We start from the raw sequence: 18,544 nt of genomic DNA, 5'->3' as shown, positions 1-18,544 counted from the left end.
GGGTTGATGGTCGTGCAGTCGGCTTTGCCGTCGCCGTCGCCGTCGTTGTCGGCGAACCGGACCCGGTTGCGGTCGGTGGTGGAGCCAGTCGTGACGCGGCCGAGGGCTTGCCAGGGGCCGACCTGGTCGCCGCCGTGGTTGAGGTGGACGTCAGCAGCGCCGGAGCAAGCGCGGACGCGTGGCTGTGTTCACGAGCGGTTCGGCGCGCTGACCCAGCTCGCGCATTCCTGCGCTGTCGACCCGTTCTCGCCCTGCTCGTCGTTCACCCGGCCTTCCACCCTGCTCCGAGGTCAACCTCAACCGTGCTCCAGCGCACAGCCGCTGACAGTCAGCACGACCGTCAGCGGGAACGCCCAGCGCCACTCCGGTCGTTGCCGCCGCCTCGCTGCCCCGCGATGGCGATGGCCGTGCCGGGCGCAATGGTCGGGTCCCACGGTGCGGCACGCGTGCCTCCTGGTCTGTCGTCAGTACTTGCGCACGTGGGAGAGGGCGTGACCGCGGCGCGGTCACGCGACTTTGCCAGGCCTTTACCGAAGTTCTATCAGACCGCGCAGCGATGCGGAGTCCGGTTGCTCACAAGCCCCGAGAACGTGCACACTTGCGCGAATTCCGGCCGGGCGCAGCGTCGCACCCCACTGCCCACCTGCGCGGCATTCGCCGTGCCGGCCATCAGCACGTCAACGGGAGCAAGGTTGAGCACATCGGGAACTGCCCACCAGCAGGACCTCCACGACCTCAGCGACGCACAGCTCTGCGCGCTGCTCCGCGAGCGCGACTCGGCATCGGGTGCCGATGTCAGCGACGTGATGGGCGAGGTGTTCGCCCGTCACCACGACGCCGTACGTGCGTACGCCCGCACCTGCTGCCGCGACCTGGCCACCGCCAGTGACCTCGCGGCAGAGGCCTTCGCCCGCACCTACCGGGCGGTCGCCTGGGGAGCCGGCCCCGAGTACGCCTGGCGGCCGTACCTGCTGACCTGTGTGCGTCGTGTCGCAACCGAATGGGCGCGCCGCGGCGCCCGCACACAGCTGTCGGCCGACTTCGACACGTGGGCCGCTGAGCTGTCCGGCGACCAGGACGTCGAAGGCGCCGCCCTGTCGGCGGAGGAGGGCTCGCTGATCCTGCGGGCGTACCGGTCGCTGCCGGAGCGCTGGCAGTCCGTGCTGTGGCACGCGGTCGTCGATCCCGAGCCCGCAGCCGAGACCGCCCGGCGCCTCGGGATCTCGTCGGGAGGCGTCAACTCCTTGGCGGCGCGGGCCCGGGAGGGGTTGCGCGAGGCGTACCTGCGCGCCCACCTGGACCAGAGCGCGAGCGACGAGTGCCGGCACTACGGCGGCCTGCTCGCCGCCGCGCTCCGCCGACCGGGCAAGCGCGTCACCCAGGACCTGGGACGGCATCTACAGGCGTGCCATGGCTGCGGACGGGCCGAGCGTGACTTGCGGGCCGTCAACAACCGGTTGGGCGCGGTGCTGCCGGCCGGAGTCCTACTGTGGCACCCCGCCTCCTCTGCGCTGTCCGCCGGCGTGCACGGTGCCCACCACCTGGCGGCGGGCAAGGCGGTGGGGCTCAAGCTGGCCGCGGCGCGGTTCGGCGCGGGGAAGTGGACCGCGGCGGCGGCCGTCGCGGGTACGACGTTGACCGCGTTCGTCCTGCTGCCGGCCGAGGACCGGCCCGAGCGAGCCGCACCGGCGCCCACGGTCACGAGCCCGATCCCCGGCCCGAGCGAGGAGCCGAACCCGTACCTGCTTCCCTACCCGACGGAATCGGCGTCGCCACCGATCGTGTCCATCGGCGCCCCCATGTCGGCCGTCGTCGCCCCGTCGGCCCCCGTCACGCCCAAGCCGTCCTCCGCGTCGACCGCGTCGACTTCGCCGACCCCTACCTCCACCGGCCTGCGCTTCGTCAACACTGGCTCGGGGCTGTGCGTCGGCTTCGCCGGCAGCGGGTCCGAGGGGCCGTTGGAGCTCCAGCCGTGCACCGGCGACGCTTCCCAGGGCTGGCAGCGGCTGCCGGCCGGCCAGGGCGCGTACCAGTTCCGGAACACGGGCACCGGCACCTGCCTCGACGGAACCAGCGCCGGCGGAAACACCGTCGACGTCGCTTTGCGCACCTGCCGCTCCGGCGCCGGCCGTACGACGCAGCTGTGGAGGTCCGAGCCGGTCGGAGGATCCGGTGCCTTCCGGCTGTGGTTCGTGCCGCCGGTCTCGAAGAGCGACTACAGCGACCACCTGCTGGGCCCGCGGAACTGGCCGAAGACCGATCCTCCGCGCCGAGGTTCGGACCTGGTACAGCTGCCCAACTATTACAACTCCGTCAATTTCCTCTTCACCCTGGGATGAGCGCACGGGCGAGCCGGTGCCCTGCGACACACCGCTGGTGAGAGGCCGTCACCTGTGGCGTGGGGCTGGGTCTTGGCCGGGGTCGGCACGCGGCTTGAGCTGACGCAGCGTGTAGCCGTTGCCTGCCGGGTCCAGGGGTTCGGTGGTCGACTCGAAGGGGTAATCGGCCCGCTCGTACGACAGCCGGCGCCGGCCCGTTTCCGGGCGCAGGTCGCCCGGCGCGGGCGTCCGGGCCGGGCCGGGCCGCCGGGCGGAGAGGAATCCGGGCCACGGGTCCGGCCGGCCAGCAGCCGGGGCAGGAGGCCGGCAGCCGGGGCAGGAGGCCGGCGGTGCCGGAGCGCCAGCTCACCCGGGTACGGCCGGAGCGGGCCCGGCGGTCGTCCAGGTCCAGGTCCTCGACGTTCAGCGACAGGATTGCCTTCACCTCCGTCCGGGTCGCTCCACAGTGCGCTGAGCCGCGCGGAGCCCAGCGCCCGGCCCAGGCGCGGGGGCGGGCCCGGAGCGGGTCTGCGTACGGCGGTCTGGCCCGGCCACGAGGTCGTCCAGGGACGCCCGCGCGCCGAAAGAGCGCCACTCGCAAGCGGGACACGTGCTCCTTGCCGGTGAGGGCGCGGGACTTGAAGGGCCGGGACTTCAGGCCGGGGCCTCGGGAACCGGCACGGCTGACGGCTCGGGGACCGAATACCTGCTGACCACAGGTCACTCGCCCGCTTCATGCGGGGTCATGCCGTACTCGTCGACATCGAGAACGGCTCCGGTAGCAGTGAGGAAGTCCAGTACGTCGCGGTCCAGATGCCAGCCGAACAAGTTGGGGCCATCCGGGCAATCCGGACTCCCCGGTTGGAGGGACTGCTGTTCCTGATCGGTGTCGTTGAAGTAGCGCACGACCTCCAGGACTGCGCCGCCGTGTTGGCCTTCCTCTGCGGCCAGCCGACCGGCGAGTTCGGCGATCCGTGCCGTGTGGGGCCGAAGCCTGTCCAGGACGCGGGTGATCTGCTCGTCGACACACAAACCCGGCTCTCGGCACACGATCTTCCAGGAGTGGCTCACGGGTCTCACCGCGGGTTCCGTGAAACGGCTGCCGCGGACGGCAGAGCGTGGAGCAGCGCGGCGGGGCTCTGGCCGGTCAGAGCCGCCAGCCGGGGCCGTGCGCCTCCTCCGCCTTGCGATCGCACGCACCAGGCCCCGCCAGCCCCGCCCTTCGGGCGGCCGACGCTGCTTTGACGACGCTCCTAGCGGCGGCGGTGGTGGGCGTCGCTGGATGTGGGCGGTGTGTTGTACATGGACATGGCGTTGAAGGAGGTGCGGTCGAGTGCCGCTTGCACGCGTGCCTGCTCTTCGATGCGAAGTCCCTCAGCCGTCTCCGTCTGCTTCCCGTTCCGACGCAGGAGCGTGATGATCAACAGCAGCGCCGTGCCCCCCAGAACGCCGAACAGCACTATGAACGCCATGGTGTTGCCTCCCCGTATCGACGTGAAACGATCGCCGTGATTCAAGTATGCGTGTGGTCGTTGAAATGGGCTATGACTCGTCCGGCTGATCACGCGACTGCCCGGTGTCCGGACCACCTCGGCCGTTTGCTACTGCTGCTGCGGCCCGGTCGTCATCGTGCACCAGCGGATATTGCAGACCGCCCAGGATCCGGGCCCGGCGCTGCGCGACGGAGGCCGCGTGCGACAGTCCCAGCTGTTCGAGGCAGGTCGCCGCGTCGTTCAGACGGTGTGCTCCCGTGCGGACGCCGAATGCGGTGAGCAGCGTGCGGATGCCGGGGGGTGTGCCCCGGGCGACCATGTCGGAGAGTTCCTCGGCGGCGGCTCCACGCAGTGAGCCGGGCGGCACGGGCGTCGGCAGGAGTGACCCGTCGATGGCGCACGAAGCCGGGTGGCCGTGGGGGTCGTGGAGTTCGATGCCGTCCTGGTCGACCGCGAGCACCACGACGTAGTGGTCACCGCCATCGGCGTTCGGTGTGCCGGGCTGGTACAGCAGCAGGCCCATGTCCACCGGCCCGACGAGGACCGGCCCCGGCGAGCAGGCGGTCTGCAACCGTTCCAGCGCCTCGGCCGGCGTACCGCCGTCGCTGCGCTCACAGCTCCAGCCCAACAGCGCGATCGCGGCGTCGAGTCCTGCCTCCGGGTGCCAACCGTAGGGGTCGAACACCGGCAGGGAACCGGCGATGAGCTGGGCGTAGCGGGGCGTACGGCGGGTGGCCTCGGTGGAGTGGCTTCGCGCTGCCGGGGCGGACGCCCCTCGGCGTCGATGTACGCGGCAGGCTTCAGTGAGATCGAGCGAGGATCGACAAGATGCGGCCGCCGTCAACCGGCTTGGTGAGGTAGTCGGCTGCGCCGGCGGACAGGGCCTTCTCCCGGTCGCCCGGCAGGGACTTGCTGCTGAGCGCAACGACGGGCGTGGCGCAGAGGTGGGGCGTTTGCCGGATCGCGCTCATGGTTGCGTACCCGTCCATGGCCAGTATGGAGTCGTCCATGAGGATGACGTCGACCTCGTGACCGTCGTTCAGCAGCTGGATGCACTCTTTGGCGTTCTCCGCGAAGAGGACGGTGTACCCGCTGGTCTCCAACAGATAGACCAGGGCGAAAGCGGTCCGGACGTCGTCGTCGACGAGGAGTACGGCGCGAGTACGTGCCGCTCCTGGTGCCGCTCCTGGTGCCGCCGTTGGTGTGCTCGGCGGGTCTGCGACGTGTCGACCCGCCTGCTCCGGGCGACGGGGACGGGAAGCGTCGGGTGCCGGGAGCGCCGTGGTCGAGGCTGCCGACCGCCCTTCTTCCGGTAGCGAGCCGAAGGGCAGGTACAGCGTGAAGGCGGAACCGGCGCCGAGTCGGCTCACGGCGTGGATCTCTCCGCCGAGGAGCCGGGCGATCTCCCTGCTCAGTGTGAGACCCAAGCCCGTGCCTCCGTGCGTCCGGCTGACGGTTCGGTCGGCCTGCCTGAAAGCCTCGAAGATCGCTTCCATGTGTTCCTCCGCGACCCCGATGCCGGTGTCGATGACGGAGAATGCGATCACCTCTTCATCGGCGTCCCGTAGCGATCCGGCCGCGAGCATCATCTGTTTGACTTCCGGCGGCACGTCCCCGGCAGCCGTGTGGATCACCAGTTCCACGGAGCCCTCGGGGGTGAACGTCACCGCGTTCGATAGCAAATTGCGCAGAACCTGCAGCAGTCGACCTTCGTCCGTGTACAAACCGGCGGGGGTGCCGGGGGTGACCCGCGCGGAGAGCTTCAGTCCCTTCTCCATGGCCAACGGATCGAAGGTGGACACCACGTAGTCGACGACCTCGGCGAACGTCGTCCGGGTGGGTGTCACGTCCATGCGGCCGGTCTCGATGCGTGACTGGTCCAGAATGTCGCTCACCAGTTGCAGCAGGTCCGACCCCGCCCGATGGATGGTCTTGGAGAAGTCCACCTCCCTCGGCGAGAGGTTGCCCTCTCGGTTTTCGGCCAGCAACCTCGCCAGGATCAGGAGCGAATTGAGAGGCGTACGCAGCTCGTGCGACATCGTCGCCACGAAATTGCTCTTGTGCCTCATGGACACGGCAAGCTGTTCCGCCCGCTCTTCCAACACCTGCCGTGCTTCCTCGATCCGCTCGATCCGGCTCTCAATGTTCCGGTTCTCCTGCGCCAGCAGCTCGGCCTTCTCCTCAAGCGTCGAGTTGGCCACTTGGAGGTCCCGCTGCCGCCTCTCCAGCTCCGCGGAGCGCTCGCGCAGCTGCTCGGTGATCTCTTGTGACTCGCTCAGGAGCCGGCGGGTCTTCTGCTGTTCCAGGATCACTGAACTGCTGTGCTCGATGAGGTTCACGACCGCCTGAGGGATGTCGGGTCTGCGCTCCCCGAGCCAGCGCTGCGCCTCGGCGACCCGAGTGGCGGAGAGCAGATCGCCTTCGGAGGCGCGCTCTTCCAGCACGGCGAGCCACTGTTGGAAGTCCGCGTCCTCGTCGACCCACGTCGCAAGCCGCCGCCACTCTCGGATCAGTGCTTCGTGCGCGATCTCGGCCGTGGCCGGCCCGCCGGGCCCGATCACGACGAGCCGGATATCCGGAGCGGCCAGAAGCTGGGCCACGTACCAGTCCTCACCCAGGTGGGAACGCTGCGCGGTGACCCGGACGGCACTCTTGGCCCCGCCGCGGGCCCGGACCATCGCGAGCAGCACGCGGCGGATGCGCGCCGCGGGCACGTGTTCCGACAGGAGGTGGTACGCCTTCTCCGCATGCTGGTTCAGTGCTCCGGAGACACCTCCGAGGCTGTAGTAGCTGTCGAAGCTGATCCGCCGGTCCTCTTGCAGGGGCCACAGCTCCGTGAGGGCGAACTCCAACAAGGGAAGGCTTCCCGAGGACCTGCCGGCCTCGGCGGCAATGGCCGCCGCGAGGCCCGGCGTGAAGGTGACACGGCTCATCGCAGCGGGCTCGATGATCACACGGCTCAATGCCTCTTCGTCGAGGGGCGACACGTTCAGTTGCCGGTCCTGGAGCCGCGGTCCGACATCGGGCATCGAGAGCAGGTCGGGCAGGAAGTCGGCCCGTAGCGTGCAGACGAGGCGTACGTGCTCGCTCTGCGCCGTGTCGGGTGGCGGGAACATCGCCTGGAGGAACTCCAGGGGCTCGTGGCTCGCGGGACCGCCGTTGAGCACCTCCTCGAACTGGTCGCAGACCAAGGCGATACGACGACCGGCCAGGAGGGCGACCTTGTTGGCGACCGCCCAGAACCCTTCGACACGCAACGCCCGGATGCGCTGTTCCAACTGGTCGAGGGAGTGCTCGGTGTCCGGCTGTTCGAGTACGAGCAGTGCCCGGGCCACGGCCGCGAAGGCGGAGCTGCCCGGCCGGAACGTGGCGACCGACCAGCCGTCGCCGGCCAGGGCGGGCTGGAGGCCGGCCGCCACGAGGGAGGATTTTCCCACTCCCGAAGGGCCGGTCACCACCACGAGGGGCTGAACGCGCACCATGTCCCGCAGGCGGTCGACCTCTCGTTCCCGGCCCACGAAGTACCCGGCTTCGGCGTCCTGCGCCGTGAACGCCTGCAATCCCCGGTACGGGCAGGCCGGCAGCGCGCTACGACCGAGTACCTCCGGCCAGGCCGCAACCACCTCGGCCACCGGAACTGCGTAGGCGTCGCCTTCGGCGCCGTCGTGGCTCGCCACGGCCAGCATCCCCACGACGGCGTCTCCCCAACGGTCGGAGGTGATGACCGGAGTCCCGCTGTACCCGGGCTGGGCCCGCAGGGCGGACTCGCCCCCGGAATCCAGCTGGATCAGACCACCGCCGACCGCACCCCGCAGTAAACACGCGGTCCACGCGCCGTTGACCTCGCGGGGCGGAACGCCCGGGTACCCGAAGATCGCTACTTCGCCTCCACCCGCGTCCCCGAGCCGCGAGTCGAGCAGCCGGGCCGCACCCGCTCCGACGGGAACCAGGTCACCGCCCACGATCGTGAGGCCGGCGACGTCCCGGCCGGCCGATCCGCCGCCCGGCGGTGGATCCCAGGCGTCGATGCGACAGTTCCGGAGCGGCCCTCCCTCGGCGTCCCCGAGCAGTACGAACTCCACCTGGATCCGTGCCCGGTCAGACGGTTTGGTGCGGTCTTCCTTCGTACGGCCCAACGCGACGTTGACCACGTGGGCACATGTCACGAGCTGGTTCGGGCCCACCATGAAACCCACGCCGGCGGGGACTTCCGACGCCTTGCTGCGCACCTTGACGACGAAGCCCTCGCGTCGCACGGCCCGGGTGGTCAGCTGCGGGTCCAGACGAGGCGGACGGCGAAATTGACCTCCGTGGTTCCCTTCGCGATCACCACCCCGGTCTCGCCGCCGATCTTCAGGCCGAACTCGATCTCGGCTTCCTGCGGTCCGAGGTCGCGCACCATGTCGGACACCCGCGTCAGGGTGGGCCTGACCTGGTCCAGCGCCTCCTGGAGCGTGATGCGTGCGCGGGTGGTCAGGTCTCCTCCCGAAGCCAGTTCGAGATCCGAACCCTGACGGTCGCCCGAGACTTCGAAGACGGCGACCCCACCGTCCTGGTGGTCCAGTGGAATGCTGACGAGATGGTCCATCGAATCCCCCTCCGCCGGGCAGCAAGGTACGGCCCGCACCGAAGGCTCCATTCTGGGACAGGCGTCCTCCTCCGTGCAGGCGAACCGGCACGGATCCGTCAGGCGCACGGCGCCGGCGGCGAGGACGGCTCCGTCGCCCCGCACGATCACGCTCGTCGGGGCCGCCGGATCTTCATGTCGTCCACGCTGGTGACCTGGGTGCGCAACGCACCGTGGCGGATGCCGCGTTCGGCGAGAGCCGCGGCCGCTCGGTCGCAGGCCGCACCGCCCGCCGCCGCACCGTCGAGGTCGGCTGCCTGCCGGACCACGCAGCGGAAGGTGAAGTTGCGCAGCCCGCGGTCGTAAGCACGAAGCCCTGGACGAACGCGCCGAGCAGGTAATTGGTCATGGCGGCGTCGGAATCGGAGAAGCCGGCCTCCCGCAGGCGACCGAGCTGGTCCTCCATCAGGCGCAGCAGGTAGGGGCCCGGGGTGAGCCGGCCCGTGACGACTTTGGCGGCGTCGCGCCTGGCCAGTAGGTGTCGGCGGCGACCGGCGTCGGCACGTAGGCTGCGATCATGGACGACCCCGTGCTCACCGCCCGCGCACTGGTGCGGGACCGATTTCCCGCCGCCCGGGCGGCCTTCCTCGCCGGCAGCGTGCTGACCGACCGCCGGACGCCGACATCCGATCTGGACATCGTGGTCCTGCTGGACGGGCCGCCCGCCCCCTGCCGGGAGAACCTCGTGTACCGCGGCTGGCCGGTGGAGCTGTTCGTGCAGACAGAGGCCGTCTGGCGCGACTTCGCCGACCGGGAGACCGCGAAGCGGAGTTCGCCGCTGCTCGCCATGTGTGCCCAGGGCATGCTCCTGGTGGACACGGACGGGCTGGGTGCTTCGCTCCAGGACGAGGCGCGAAAGCGTTGGGCTGCCGGCCCGCCGCCCCTCTCGGACCATGAGCGTGACTACCAGCGGTACGTCCTGACCGACTTGCTCGATGACCTGCGCGGCTGTACGGACCCGGCAGAGCGGCTGTACTTGGTCTCGCACCTGCTGCAGCGTGCCTCGGAGCTGGTCCTCTTGGTCGGCGGGCGGTGGCTCGGCGGAGGCAAATGGCTGTCGCGGCGGCTGGCCGCGGCCGACCCCGGGGTCCATCGTGCGTTGTCCGAAGCTGCCGCGCAGGCGATCGCGGGGGACACGGAGGTCTTCGCCGCAGTCGTGGGAGAGGTCCTGGAACTGGCCGGCGGCCCGCTGTGGGACGGGTACGCCATCCGATGAGTCGGGCGGGGCGCATCACGCCCGTCGGAGCGCCCCCCCGATCCAGGGCCAACTGAACTTCCTGCGACCGTTCCTGTGCTGGCGGATCTGCTCCACGTACTGTCGCGACCTGCTGTTCGTGCGTGTTCGCCGGCCGTGTCCGGTAGTTGGGAGAACCATGAGACTTTCGTTCGAGGCGCCCCCGGCGTACGACCTGGGGCCGGATGCGGACCTCGGTATGTGGCTGGCGGAGTGGGGCGAGTACGCAGACCGCATCGTCCACCTCGGCCCGGACGACGGCCGCAGCCACGGGCAACTGTGCTGGGACGTACTGGCGTCCACCGGGTTGCTCGCACCGCACTGTGGCCACTGCGAGCACGGACACGGTGGCCCGCGGAGCCCACGGCAGATGGACTCCGCCCTGCACAGGCGGATCCCTCCTCACCAGGTGTCGTCCTGGACGGCCGCCACGCTCATACGCACCCTCGCCCATACGAACGGCGCTGTGGACGGCCCGATGCGCCCCGTGGCCGACGCCATCGGCGAAGGACTGGCGGCGCTGCTCGGGCCCGAGGCCGACTGGCGCGCCAATGGCAGTGCCGCGTACCGGGAGGGCGCGGACGGGAACGTGTCCTGGATGCCGGTCACCGAAGCCACCTTCGACGCGGCCGTGGTGGGTATCGGCAATGGCCGTGCCGTGGTCATCGTCGCCACGGACGAGGACTGAGGCGGCGAGACGCGCCCGGCGCCGGGCGGCGGGCAGCCCCCGGCTCCCCCCTGCCGAGCCGCCGAGCACGACCGGCTGCCTCGTCGGGGAACACCCGTACGATGCCTGCGTGGCAGAGATCATCGACTATGGACAGTTCGCAGAGCGGCTCCGGCGCCAAGAGGGTCGGCCCCGTTGGGAGTTGCTCGACGCGGTACAGCGCGAGTGGGGCTACGAGGACCCGGGAGGCGAGCCGGTCGCTTCCCGCTGGGACGGGGAGAATCTGGGTTACGGCATCGACGAGAGCCTGCCCGTCCCCGCGGCGCTCGCCGAATGGTGGGACTCCCCGGTCAACTCCTTTTCCTTCCGGCCGCGGCTGTACTGGACGCACACCCAGTGGCCGCCGAGCATCTGGGTCGACGAGTACGGCGAGCAGGACGCCGACGAGGACGCCTACGACGACTCGTACGCCGAGGACGTCGAGGACGCTGAGGACGTCGAGGACGATGCGAGCCTGGACCCGGCGCGGGCCGACGGACTGCCCGAGGGCCACCCGCTCCTGCCGCCGGATGCCCCCGACCGGCGGATCTGCATCTTCATGTCCGAGTACCAGTACTGCAACCAGTGGGGCTATCTCGCTGCCGAAGCGTCGCACCCCGACCCCCGGGTGCTGGTCAGCACCGGCGGTGGCTGGCAGTTGCAGAGCCGGTCGCTGTCGGAGTTCTTCCTCCAACTGGCCCTGGAACGGCTGCCCGGGACCTACGGCTGGACCCTCAAGGTGCGCGGCGCGGACATCCAGGACGCCCCGGCGGTCCTGGATCGGCTGACGGCCTCGTACGGGGAACTGGGACTGCTGCCGTGGCAGGAGCTGGCGTGCGATGCGCTGATGTACGGCGGGCCGGACGCGCTCATATCCCGGGCCTGCGGGTCGGGCGCCGGCTTCGACCTGGTGATCTACGGCCGGACCCGCGAGGCACTGCTCCAGGTCGTCGAGACGCTGGGGCTCGCCTGCACCGAGGAGGACGTACAGCCGCCCGGCGAGGTCCCCGAGCCCCTGGAGGAGCTCGGCGCGTTCGCACTCACCGACGGCGACGCCGACGACCACGGGCGCTGGCGGGTGGACTCCACCGGCACCGTCCCCGCCGCCGTCACGGTCCCCTCCGCCCTGCGGGCCCTGCCGGACCGCACCGCCGTCGCCCTCGACGAGGAGGCCTCGCTGGCCGCCGCGGGCGACGCCGAAGGCCGCGTCCACCTGTGGGAATCCACCGCCGAGGCCGCCGCCGACGGGCCCGCCGAGGCCGTCAGCAAGCCGCTGCACCGGGCGCCGGTGACCGCCCTCGCCTGTTTCCGTCCCGACGATGCCCACCGGGCCGTGGTCAGCGGCGACGCCCACGGCGTGCTGCGCTACTGGCGGACGGACTGCGACCCGCGACCGCAGCCGTTCGACCGACGGCGCACTGCGGTCACCGCGCTCACGGCCGCCGGACTGGCCACCGGCCCGGCGCTGGCCTGCGCCTGGGCGGACGGGCTGGTCCGCATCTGGGACCTGGACTCCGGCTCGGTCGCCCGGCTGCGGCTCGGCACGGGCATCGAGGACCTGGTCCTGGAGGGCGACGGCACGCTGTACGTCACGGGACCGGCCGGCCAGGTGGCGCTGCGCCTCGATGCGGAGGGGCTTTGGCCGCACCGCGAGCTCCAGCTGCGTCTGCACGACGTCGACTGGGGGTCCTACTGGTCCGCACGTGGTCCCGCCCACGCGGTGCGCGGTCTGATCGGCAAGGTGGCGTCGGACCACAAGGAGACCGCCCTGGGTGCGGTCCACGACCTCTACCGGCTGCTGGTCTCCAAGGGCTCTTCGCTGACCGCGGCGGCACCCGCGGTGCCGTTCCTGGCAGAGCTGATGACCGACCCCGCCAACCAGGCCCGTCCCACCCTGCTGCTGCTCATCGCGGACATAGCCGACTGCAGCAGCGCGGAGAACAGGGCAGCGGTGCGGGCGGTGCTGCCGATGCTCCGCCACCTGCACGACGATCCGCTGTCGTCGATCCGTTGGGCGGCAGCGGAGCTGGAGAAGCACTGTGCGCCGAGGCCGGGGGAGGAGTGAGCAGTGGGCTCGGGAACCGGTGATGCGGGGGCCGCGCAGGCGGCGCTGTACTTCGTGCCCGCGCGGCCGCTGCCGCAGGTGAGCCGATCGCTGTGATTCGAGGCACCCGTGACCAGTGGAACGAATCAGCTCCGATACCATGTTCGATCAAACAGTTATCAGGTGTAAATATGAATATCGGCTGAAGAAGTGGCATCTACGGTATCGCGAGTGTTTTCGAGGATAGGCGGCGGCATCAAGTCCGCTGCGTGGCGTCAACCAAGGGTCGTGCTGTGGGCTGCGGTGAGCGTGCTGGCCCTCGCGTTCCTCGTCGCACTGGAGATCGCCGCCAGCCGCTACGGGGTTCCGGGACCGGTCACCAGTCAGGCGCGAGAGGTGATCTTCGCGCCGCGCTCGGGGACGGTGCTGTACGCCGGCATGGCGTTGATGATGGTAGTGCTCAGCTGGAGGCAACGGTTCATCGCGGTCGGTGCCGCGATCGGCATCGACCTCGTCTTCTGGCTCGTGCGGTGGTTGGTCGGCGCGGAGATGATGTTCGGCAACGGCGCGTTGTGGGTGACTTTGGCCTGCGCCGTCATCGCCGTCACGCGCCGCACCGGCAATGAGCGCGTCCTGCTGCTGAAGGGCGTCGCCCTGGCCCTCCTGCTGGTGGCCGGCCGCAAGACCGGCTACACCTGGCTGCTGATCACGTCGAAGACGCGGCCGATGGTGCTCGACCAGTACGTGGCGACCGCCGATCACGCCTTGGGCAACCCGTCGTGGGTGGTGGGCCGGATCGTCGAGGCCACCGGCACGGTCGGCTTCCGCGTCCTGGAGTTCGTCTACATCCAGCTCGCGGTGATGGCCGTCGTCGTCGCGCTCTACCAGCTGCGCAACGTGGCGGTCGAGCGCCGCCTCCCGCGCCATCACCTAGTGCGCACCTTCCTGGTCATCGGCCTGCTCGGGCCCGGCATCTACATGCTCTTCCCGGTCGTCGGACCGATCTTCGCCTTCGGCGGAGACGGGGGGCAGTGGGCAGTGGCCGACCTGTGGCCCCACACGCCCCCGCAGGTCGCTACCCCGCACCCGATGCTCTTCGACGGGGTCACCCCGCGCAATTGCATGCCCAGTCTGCACACGGCGTGGGCCACCGCGATCTTCATCCACTCCCGCAAGGGCCCGCGGGCCCTGCGCATCGCGGGCGTGTTGTGGCTGATCGCGACGCTCGGCGCGACGCTCGGCTTCGGCTACCACTACGGCGCGGACATCATCGCCGGGGTGGTGTTCACCGTCACGATCGAGACGGCGCTGCGCTCGTTCGACCGCGGCTGGGACCGGTCGGGAGTCCGGCTGGTCGTCTACGGCGCCGCGGTCTTCGCCGGGCTCTTGGCGTCGTACCGCTACCTGTCGCTGGAGATGGCCACGTACCCGTGGGTCTTCGGACCGCTGCTCGTCCTGGCGACGGCGTCCGTGGTCTACGGCTACGTCCGGACCACCAAGCAGTGGGAACGCGATGCCGCGCCGGTGCACGTACCGCAACCGCGTGGGGCGCGGGAGCCCGAACTGGTGTGAGCCGTGTGCGTGCGGGCGTGCCGACCCGGTCGACATGCCCGCACGGCCCACCGCCAAGGCGCCCGGCCCCGACGGCCACGGCCTCAGTACACGTGTCCCACATGTGCGAGGGCCTGCTTCAGCAGCACCGCATGGCCGCCCGGCATCTCGTTCTGCACGGCCGGTGAGACCGCCTCCTGAGGGCTGAACCAGACGAGGTCCAGGGCGTCCTGCCGGGGACGGCAATCACCCGCCACCGGCACGACGTAGGCCAGTGACACCGCGTGCTGGCGAGGGTCGTGGTAGGCGGTGATGCCGGCCGTGGGGAAGTACTCGGCGACCGTGAAGGGCTGTAGGGAAGTGGGCACGCGGGGCAGGGCCACCGGCCCCAGGTCCTTCTCCAAGTGGCGCAGCAGCGCGTCACGGACCCGTTCGTGGTGCATGACACGGCCGGACACCAGAGTGCGACTGATCGTTCCGTCAGTGCCGATCCGCAGGAGCAGCCCGATACGGGTGACTTCGCCGGTGTCGTCCACGCGTACGGGGACGGCCTCGACATACAGGATTGGCATCCGTGCCCTGGCCATGTCCAGCTCGTCGCTGGTCAGCCAACCGGGCGTGGTTTCGGTCATGTCAGACATCGCTTGATCATACGGTCCGGGGCGGCCCGCGCCCAGATCATGTGTCTGACGGCCCGGGGGAGAGCGGGCAGACCGACGACGGCTTCGACGCGCGCGTTCGTACGGTCCTGAAACGAGGGGGCAGTCCCTCGGGGCGGGAACCTCGACGCTAGCGTGATCGTTATGTACGAGATCAAAGGCGTGAGAGCCACGCCAGGCGGACGCATAAGCCTCCGGTTCCACGAGCACGGCTTCGCCGTCAAGCCGGACCGGCGCGGTGGCCGCGTCGCCGACAGACTCCTCGGTGAGGAAGCCGGGTGCGTCACCGCACTGGTGCTGCTCGCGTCGGTGGGCGTCTTCAGTCTGCTCCGCAAGGTCGGAGCGCCGGATGCCGCCCTCACGGCCTGCATGTGGGTGTTCATTGCCGCGGTCTGCTACGGGGCGCTCCTCGCACTGTTGCACTGGACCGCCGGAGTGGTCGCGAACGCCGTGCTCTTCCTGCTCGTCGTGATTTCACTCCCGGCCCTGCTGATCCCGGGCTACCGACGAACAGTGCTGCGCCGGTGGCGCGGTGGCGGCGCGGAGGCCGAGTCGGGCTGGGTGCCCGGTACCGCCCTCTCCGGAGTCTGGCACCACGCGGACCCCCGCGTCGGCACGGTGGTGACGGTCCGGCAGACCGACGGATCCGTCACCGCCTACGTTCCCCCGCCCGACCGGGCCCGCGACGTGTACGACCGCTTCGACGCGCTGCTGCGCCGCCACCACACGGCGCCGGCCCCCTACCAGCAGCCCGCACAAGGCACTCCGGGGTACCAGCCCTGGCAGGGGTACGCCCCCGTCCAGCCCGGCTACGACCAGGGCCACCCGCGCGGCTGACGCAGGCGGGTGGCGGACGCGGAGGACTGCACCGCCGGCCCCTTGAACCGGGGCCGGCCGTCGGCGCCGGGCGGCCGCCGCCTCTTCACAGCATGGGGTAGGAGTCGAGGAACGACTCCCAGAACTGCGCCCCACGCTCGAACGGCAGAGGATCCCAACGGGACATGCCCTCGCGGACGATCTCCTCGACGTCGGCCCAGTCGTAGGGGTCCGGGTCCTCCTCCGGGCCGGGCCGCTCCACGGCGAACTTGTAGACGAGGTAGCTGAGCGAGGAGAGGTCCTGGTGGATCAGCTCGTACTCGATCTCGGAGTCCGGATCCGAAACCCAGATCGTCCCGTCGTCGAGACTGACGAAGACGTCCGCTTGAAAGAGCTTCCCCAGCGGCTGCAGTCTGCCGTGCGGGGTGTCGACCGGCTCGGAGGTCACCCCTTCGGCAAAGGCCCTGTCGGGGGTGGCCGGATCCCGGTCCGCCAGCTCCTCCAGAATCCGGAAGAGCCCTCCCGAGTGCGGGATTCCGACCTCCGTAGCGAAGTTCGCGCCGTCCCCGTCCGGCCATATCCGTGCTGCCGTCTCAGGTCGGAACTTCAGAAGATCACCCGGCACGGCCTCCGCCGTGATCACGCGCCAGTCAACCCGGACCAGCATCGGTCACCATCCTTCGGGATTCACCCGCACGGGTCCATCCGTTGACATCGCCGGAATCCTAACCGGCCAGCGGTTCCGGAGAACACGGATGTCCTCCGTGCCCGGCCGGGGTCGGGCTGTGAGGGCGGGCGCGACGGTCTCGACGACGGGGGAGGGGGCGGGGGCGGTCCGAGCGGACCGGGTGCTTCCGGACAGGTTTTCGAGCGCGTGTGCGGCCTCGGAAGGGGCGGAGGCCTTGCTCCTGCCCGGTGTCGCGGCGAGGTCGGCTGGCCGGTATTCGACCGTATCTCCCGTATGTGCGGATCTCGGCGCAGTCGGTGAGATGTCCGTACGTTACGGTAACTTCGCTGTCCGTTATTCCCGGACGCACCCTGCATCCCTCTGCCATCCACCGCCCCGGCACCCCCATGCCCCAAGGCGGATCGCCACGGAGAGCGACACACATGAGCACGACCGCATACAGCCGAATAGCCTCCTTAGGCGTCCGGCTCCCCGCAGCAGTCCAGACCAACGCCGAACTCGCCGCCCAGGTACCGGGTCTGGGCGACGTGGACATCGAGAAGATCACCGGGATCGCCGAGCGGCGCGTGTGCGACCCCGACCCGGCCGCCGGCGAGGACTCGTTCGGGATGGCCCTGGCCGCCGCCGAGGATGCGCTGGCGTCCTCCCGTTACCGGGCCGCCGACCTCGACATCGTCATCTCCGCTTCGATCACCCGCTTCAAGCAGGGCGATCGCTTCACCTTCGAGCCGTCCTTCGCGGCCATGCTGGCGAGAGAGCTGGGCGCACGCTCCGCCATCCATTTCGACGTCTCCAACGCCTGTGCCGGAATGATGACCGGCGTCTGGCTGCTCGACCGGATGATCCGCTCCGGCACCGTGCGGCGGGGCCTGGTCGTCAGCGGCGAGCAGGCCACCCGCGTGGCGCAGACCGCTGCACGGGAGATGACGGATTCCTACGACCCGCAGTTCGCCTCGCTCTCCGTCGGGGACTCGGCGGCCGCGGTCGTCATGGACGAGTCCACCGATCCGGGCGACCGCGTTCACTACGTCGAGCTGATGACCTGCTCGGAGTACTCCCACCTGTGCATGGGCATGCCGAGCGACCGCACCCGGGGCATCGCCCTCTACACGGACAACAAGAAGATGCACAACCGCGACCGGCTCAGGCTGTGGCCGCGGTTCCACGGGGACCTTCTGGCCAAGAGCGGGCGGTCGTTCGCGGGCGAGGAGTTCGACTACGTCATCCAGCACCAGGTCGGCACCCGTTTCATCGACTACGCCAACGAGATGGCCGAGGACGAGTTCGGCACCCCCATGCCCACCTCCCTCTCCGTGGTGGAACGCTACGGAAACACCGCCACGACGTCGCACTTCCTGACGCTGCGCGAACACCTCAGGGCGGGGACCGCCCGCCGGGGGGCCCGGTTCCTGCTGGTGCCCGCGGCCTCCGGTGTGGTCACCGGCGCCCTGTCCGCGACCTTCACGAACGTGGGGGTGTGAGCCATGGGCATGGTCATCACCGCCGCCGAAACAGCCGTCCCCGCCCCGACCGCCCCGACCACCGCGACCGCCCCGACCACCGTTCCGGGAGCGCCCGCCCAGGCCCCGGCGTCCGTCGTGGACCTCGCCGGCCGGGCCGCCCGAGGTTGTCTGGCCCGGGCCCGGGTGTCGGCCTCGTCGATCGGCGTGCTCGTCAACGTCGGCGTCTACCGGGAGCACAACACCTTCGAACCGGCCATGGCGGCCCTGGTACAGAAGGAGATCGGCATCAACCTCGACTACATCGCCGACCCCGAGCCGGCCGCAGGCTTCTCGTTCGACCTGATGAACGGGGCCTGCGGCGTACTCAACGCGGTCCAGGTGGGGCAGGCACTGCTGGCGACCGGAAGCACCGAGCGCCTGCTGATCACGGCCGCCGACGTCCACCCGGGGGGCGACGCGGACCGCGATCCCGGCTACCCGTACGCGGACCTTGCCGGCGCCTTCCTGCTGGAGCGCAGTGCCGATCCCGGTGCCGGGTTCGGGCCCGTGCGCCACTACACCGCAGACGGGCCCACCGGTGTCGAGGGCTACCTCGACACCGCCGCCATGGGCACGCAGGGGCGGACCGCGATCACCGTCAGGCACGAGCCGGGCCACCGGGCGCGGCTGAGCGAGCTCGCGGCGCGCGTCGTCACCGAGTACGCGGAGGAGTTCGGCGTCGACCTCGACCGGACCCTGGTGATCGGCCCGTCCGCGACCACTGCCGCGGACACGGCCGGGGATGCTGCCCGGGCCGGGGGAGAGCCGCACACCGCGGCGCCCGTCCTCGGCTACCTCCGGGCGATGGACGGCGTACGCCGGGACGACTACGACCAGTTCCTGTTCGTGTCGGTCGGCGCCGGACCCAGCGCGGCGTGCGCCGTCTACCGGCCCGAGGGGTGGTGA

14 protein-coding genes and 3 pseudogenes are annotated in these 18,544 nt (G+C 70.4%); 8 read left to right on the top strand and 9 right to left on the bottom strand.

The window, feature by feature from the left end:
* Positions 1–692 precede the first annotated feature (692 nt).
* The gene (locus OHA65_RS02420; RefSeq protein WP_327281383.1) at positions 693–2,339 is read left to right on the top strand and encodes a sigma-70 family RNA polymerase sigma factor; all 1,647 of its coding nucleotides are present in this window, start codon (positions 693–695) and stop codon (positions 2,337–2,339) included.
* A gap of 699 nt (positions 2,340–3,038) precedes the next feature.
* On the opposite strand, the pseudogene OHA65_RS02415 reads toward OHA65_RS02420, so the two are convergent.
* The 7 genes and pseudogenes from OHA65_RS02415 to OHA65_RS02385 form a co-directional block, all read right to left on the bottom strand.
* Positions 3,039–3,431, bottom strand: a pseudogene (locus OHA65_RS02415) (DUF4279 domain-containing protein); the annotation flags it as partial.
* A 140-nt stretch (positions 3,432–3,571) separates the two neighbouring features.
* Positions 3,572–3,790, bottom strand: coding sequence for a hypothetical protein (locus OHA65_RS02410; protein ID WP_327281381.1), 219 nt, complete (start codon positions 3,788–3,790; stop codon positions 3,572–3,574).
* A 70-nt stretch (positions 3,791–3,860) separates the two neighbouring features.
* On the bottom strand, positions 3,861–4,496 hold the full coding sequence (locus OHA65_RS02405) for a hypothetical protein (protein WP_327281380.1): 636 nt from the start codon (positions 4,494–4,496) through the stop codon (positions 3,861–3,863).
* A 115-nt stretch (positions 4,497–4,611) separates the two neighbouring features.
* Entirely contained in the window at positions 4,612–8,067 is a 3,456-nt protein-coding gene (locus tag OHA65_RS02400) for an ATP-binding protein (RefSeq protein WP_328761331.1), read from the bottom strand.
* Positions 8,068–8,078: 11 nt separating this feature from the next.
* Positions 8,079–8,399: a CU044_2847 family protein gene (locus tag OHA65_RS02395; protein WP_327281378.1), complete on the bottom strand. Its 321-nt coding sequence runs from the start codon at positions 8,397–8,399 to the stop codon at positions 8,079–8,081.
* A 146-nt stretch (positions 8,400–8,545) separates the two neighbouring features.
* Positions 8,546–8,800 (bottom strand): annotated as a pseudogene (locus OHA65_RS02390) (DUF6204 family protein); the annotation flags it as partial.
* A pseudogene (locus OHA65_RS02385) lies at positions 8,713–8,913 on the bottom strand (TetR/AcrR family transcriptional regulator C-terminal domain-containing protein); the annotation flags it as partial. The pseudogenes OHA65_RS02390 and OHA65_RS02385, both read right to left, overlap by 88 nt.
* Before the next feature lie 42 nt (positions 8,914–8,955).
* Here OHA65_RS02385 and OHA65_RS02380 point away from each other — a divergent pair.
* From OHA65_RS02380 to OHA65_RS02365, 4 genes are all read left to right on the top strand, one after another.
* The gene (locus tag OHA65_RS02380) at positions 8,956–9,654 is read left to right on the top strand and encodes a nucleotidyltransferase domain-containing protein (protein ID WP_328761329.1); all 699 of its coding nucleotides are present in this window, start codon (positions 8,956–8,958) and stop codon (positions 9,652–9,654) included.
* A 157-nt stretch (positions 9,655–9,811) separates the two neighbouring features.
* Complete coding sequence (locus OHA65_RS02375) at positions 9,812–10,360, top strand: hypothetical protein (RefSeq protein WP_328761328.1); 549 nt, start codon at positions 9,812–9,814, stop codon at positions 10,358–10,360.
* A 109-nt stretch (positions 10,361–10,469) separates the two neighbouring features.
* Positions 10,470–12,443, top strand: a complete 1,974-nt coding sequence (locus OHA65_RS02370; RefSeq protein WP_405760985.1) for a WD40 repeat domain-containing protein — start codon at positions 10,470–10,472, stop codon at positions 12,441–12,443.
* Positions 12,444–12,653: 210 nt separating this feature from the next.
* Entirely contained in the window at positions 12,654–13,994 is a 1,341-nt protein-coding gene (locus OHA65_RS02365) for a phosphatase PAP2 family protein (protein WP_327281374.1), read from the top strand.
* A gap of 83 nt (positions 13,995–14,077) precedes the next feature.
* Here OHA65_RS02365 and OHA65_RS02360 read toward each other — a convergent pair whose 3' ends face one another.
* Positions 14,078–14,614: an NUDIX hydrolase family protein gene (locus OHA65_RS02360; RefSeq protein ID WP_327281373.1), complete on the bottom strand. Its 537-nt coding sequence runs from the start codon at positions 14,612–14,614 to the stop codon at positions 14,078–14,080.
* A gap of 162 nt (positions 14,615–14,776) precedes the next feature.
* On the opposite strand from OHA65_RS02360, the gene OHA65_RS02355 reads away from it, so the two are divergent.
* Positions 14,777–15,469 (top strand): hypothetical protein, encoded by a 693-nt coding sequence (locus OHA65_RS02355; protein WP_328761325.1) that lies wholly within the window; start codon positions 14,777–14,779, stop codon positions 15,467–15,469.
* Between the two features lie 85 nt (positions 15,470–15,554).
* On the opposite strand, the gene OHA65_RS02350 is transcribed toward OHA65_RS02355, so the two are convergent.
* Complete coding sequence (locus OHA65_RS02350; protein ID WP_327281371.1) at positions 15,555–16,115, bottom strand: SUKH-4 family immunity protein; 561 nt, start codon at positions 16,113–16,115, stop codon at positions 15,555–15,557.
* 443 nt (positions 16,116–16,558) lie between these two features.
* Here OHA65_RS02350 and OHA65_RS02345 point away from each other — a divergent pair, with 443 nt between their 5' ends.
* On the top strand, positions 16,559–17,617 hold the full coding sequence (locus tag OHA65_RS02345) for a 3-oxoacyl-[acyl-carrier-protein] synthase III C-terminal domain-containing protein (protein WP_327281370.1): 1,059 nt from the start codon (positions 16,559–16,561) through the stop codon (positions 17,615–17,617).
* A gap of 3 nt (positions 17,618–17,620) precedes the next feature.
* Positions 17,621–18,544, top strand: coding sequence for a hypothetical protein (locus OHA65_RS02340; protein WP_329312422.1), 924 nt, complete (start codon positions 17,621–17,623; stop codon positions 18,542–18,544).

Origin of the sequence: Streptomyces sp. NBC_00045, from assembly GCF_045041095.1 — a bacterium.
Taxonomy (GTDB): Bacteria; Actinomycetota; Actinomycetes; order Streptomycetales; family Streptomycetaceae; genus Streptomyces.
Note: the sequence above shows the minus strand (reverse complement) of the source record. Positions and strands in the feature narration are given on the sequence as shown.

Excerpts from the sequence above, each read along its gene's own strand:
- OHA65_RS02410 (WP_327281381.1), bottom strand. The coding sequence starts at position 3,790 with ATGGCGTTCATAGTGCTGTTCGGCGTTCTGGGGGGCACGGCGCTGCTG.
- OHA65_RS02395 (WP_327281378.1), bottom strand. The coding sequence starts at position 8,399 with ATGGACCATCTCGTCAGCATTCCACTGGACCACCAGGACGGTGGGGTC.
- OHA65_RS02380 (WP_328761329.1), top strand. The coding sequence starts at position 8,956 with ATGGACGACCCCGTGCTCACCGCCCGCGCACTGGTGCGGGACCGATTT.
- OHA65_RS02375 (WP_328761328.1), top strand. The coding sequence starts at position 9,812 with ATGAGACTTTCGTTCGAGGCGCCCCCGGCGTACGACCTGGGGCCGGAT.
- OHA65_RS02360 (WP_327281373.1), bottom strand. The coding sequence starts at position 14,614 with ATGTCTGACATGACCGAAACCACGCCCGGTTGGCTGACCAGCGACGAG.
- OHA65_RS02355 (WP_328761325.1), top strand. The coding sequence starts at position 14,777 with ATGTACGAGATCAAAGGCGTGAGAGCCACGCCAGGCGGACGCATAAGC.
- OHA65_RS02350 (WP_327281371.1), bottom strand. The coding sequence starts at position 16,115 with ATGCTGGTCCGGGTTGACTGGCGCGTGATCACGGCGGAGGCCGTGCCG.
- OHA65_RS02345 (WP_327281370.1), top strand. The coding sequence starts at position 16,559 with ATGAGCACGACCGCATACAGCCGAATAGCCTCCTTAGGCGTCCGGCTC.
- OHA65_RS02340 (WP_329312422.1), top strand. The coding sequence starts at position 17,621 with ATGGGCATGGTCATCACCGCCGCCGAAACAGCCGTCCCCGCCCCGACC.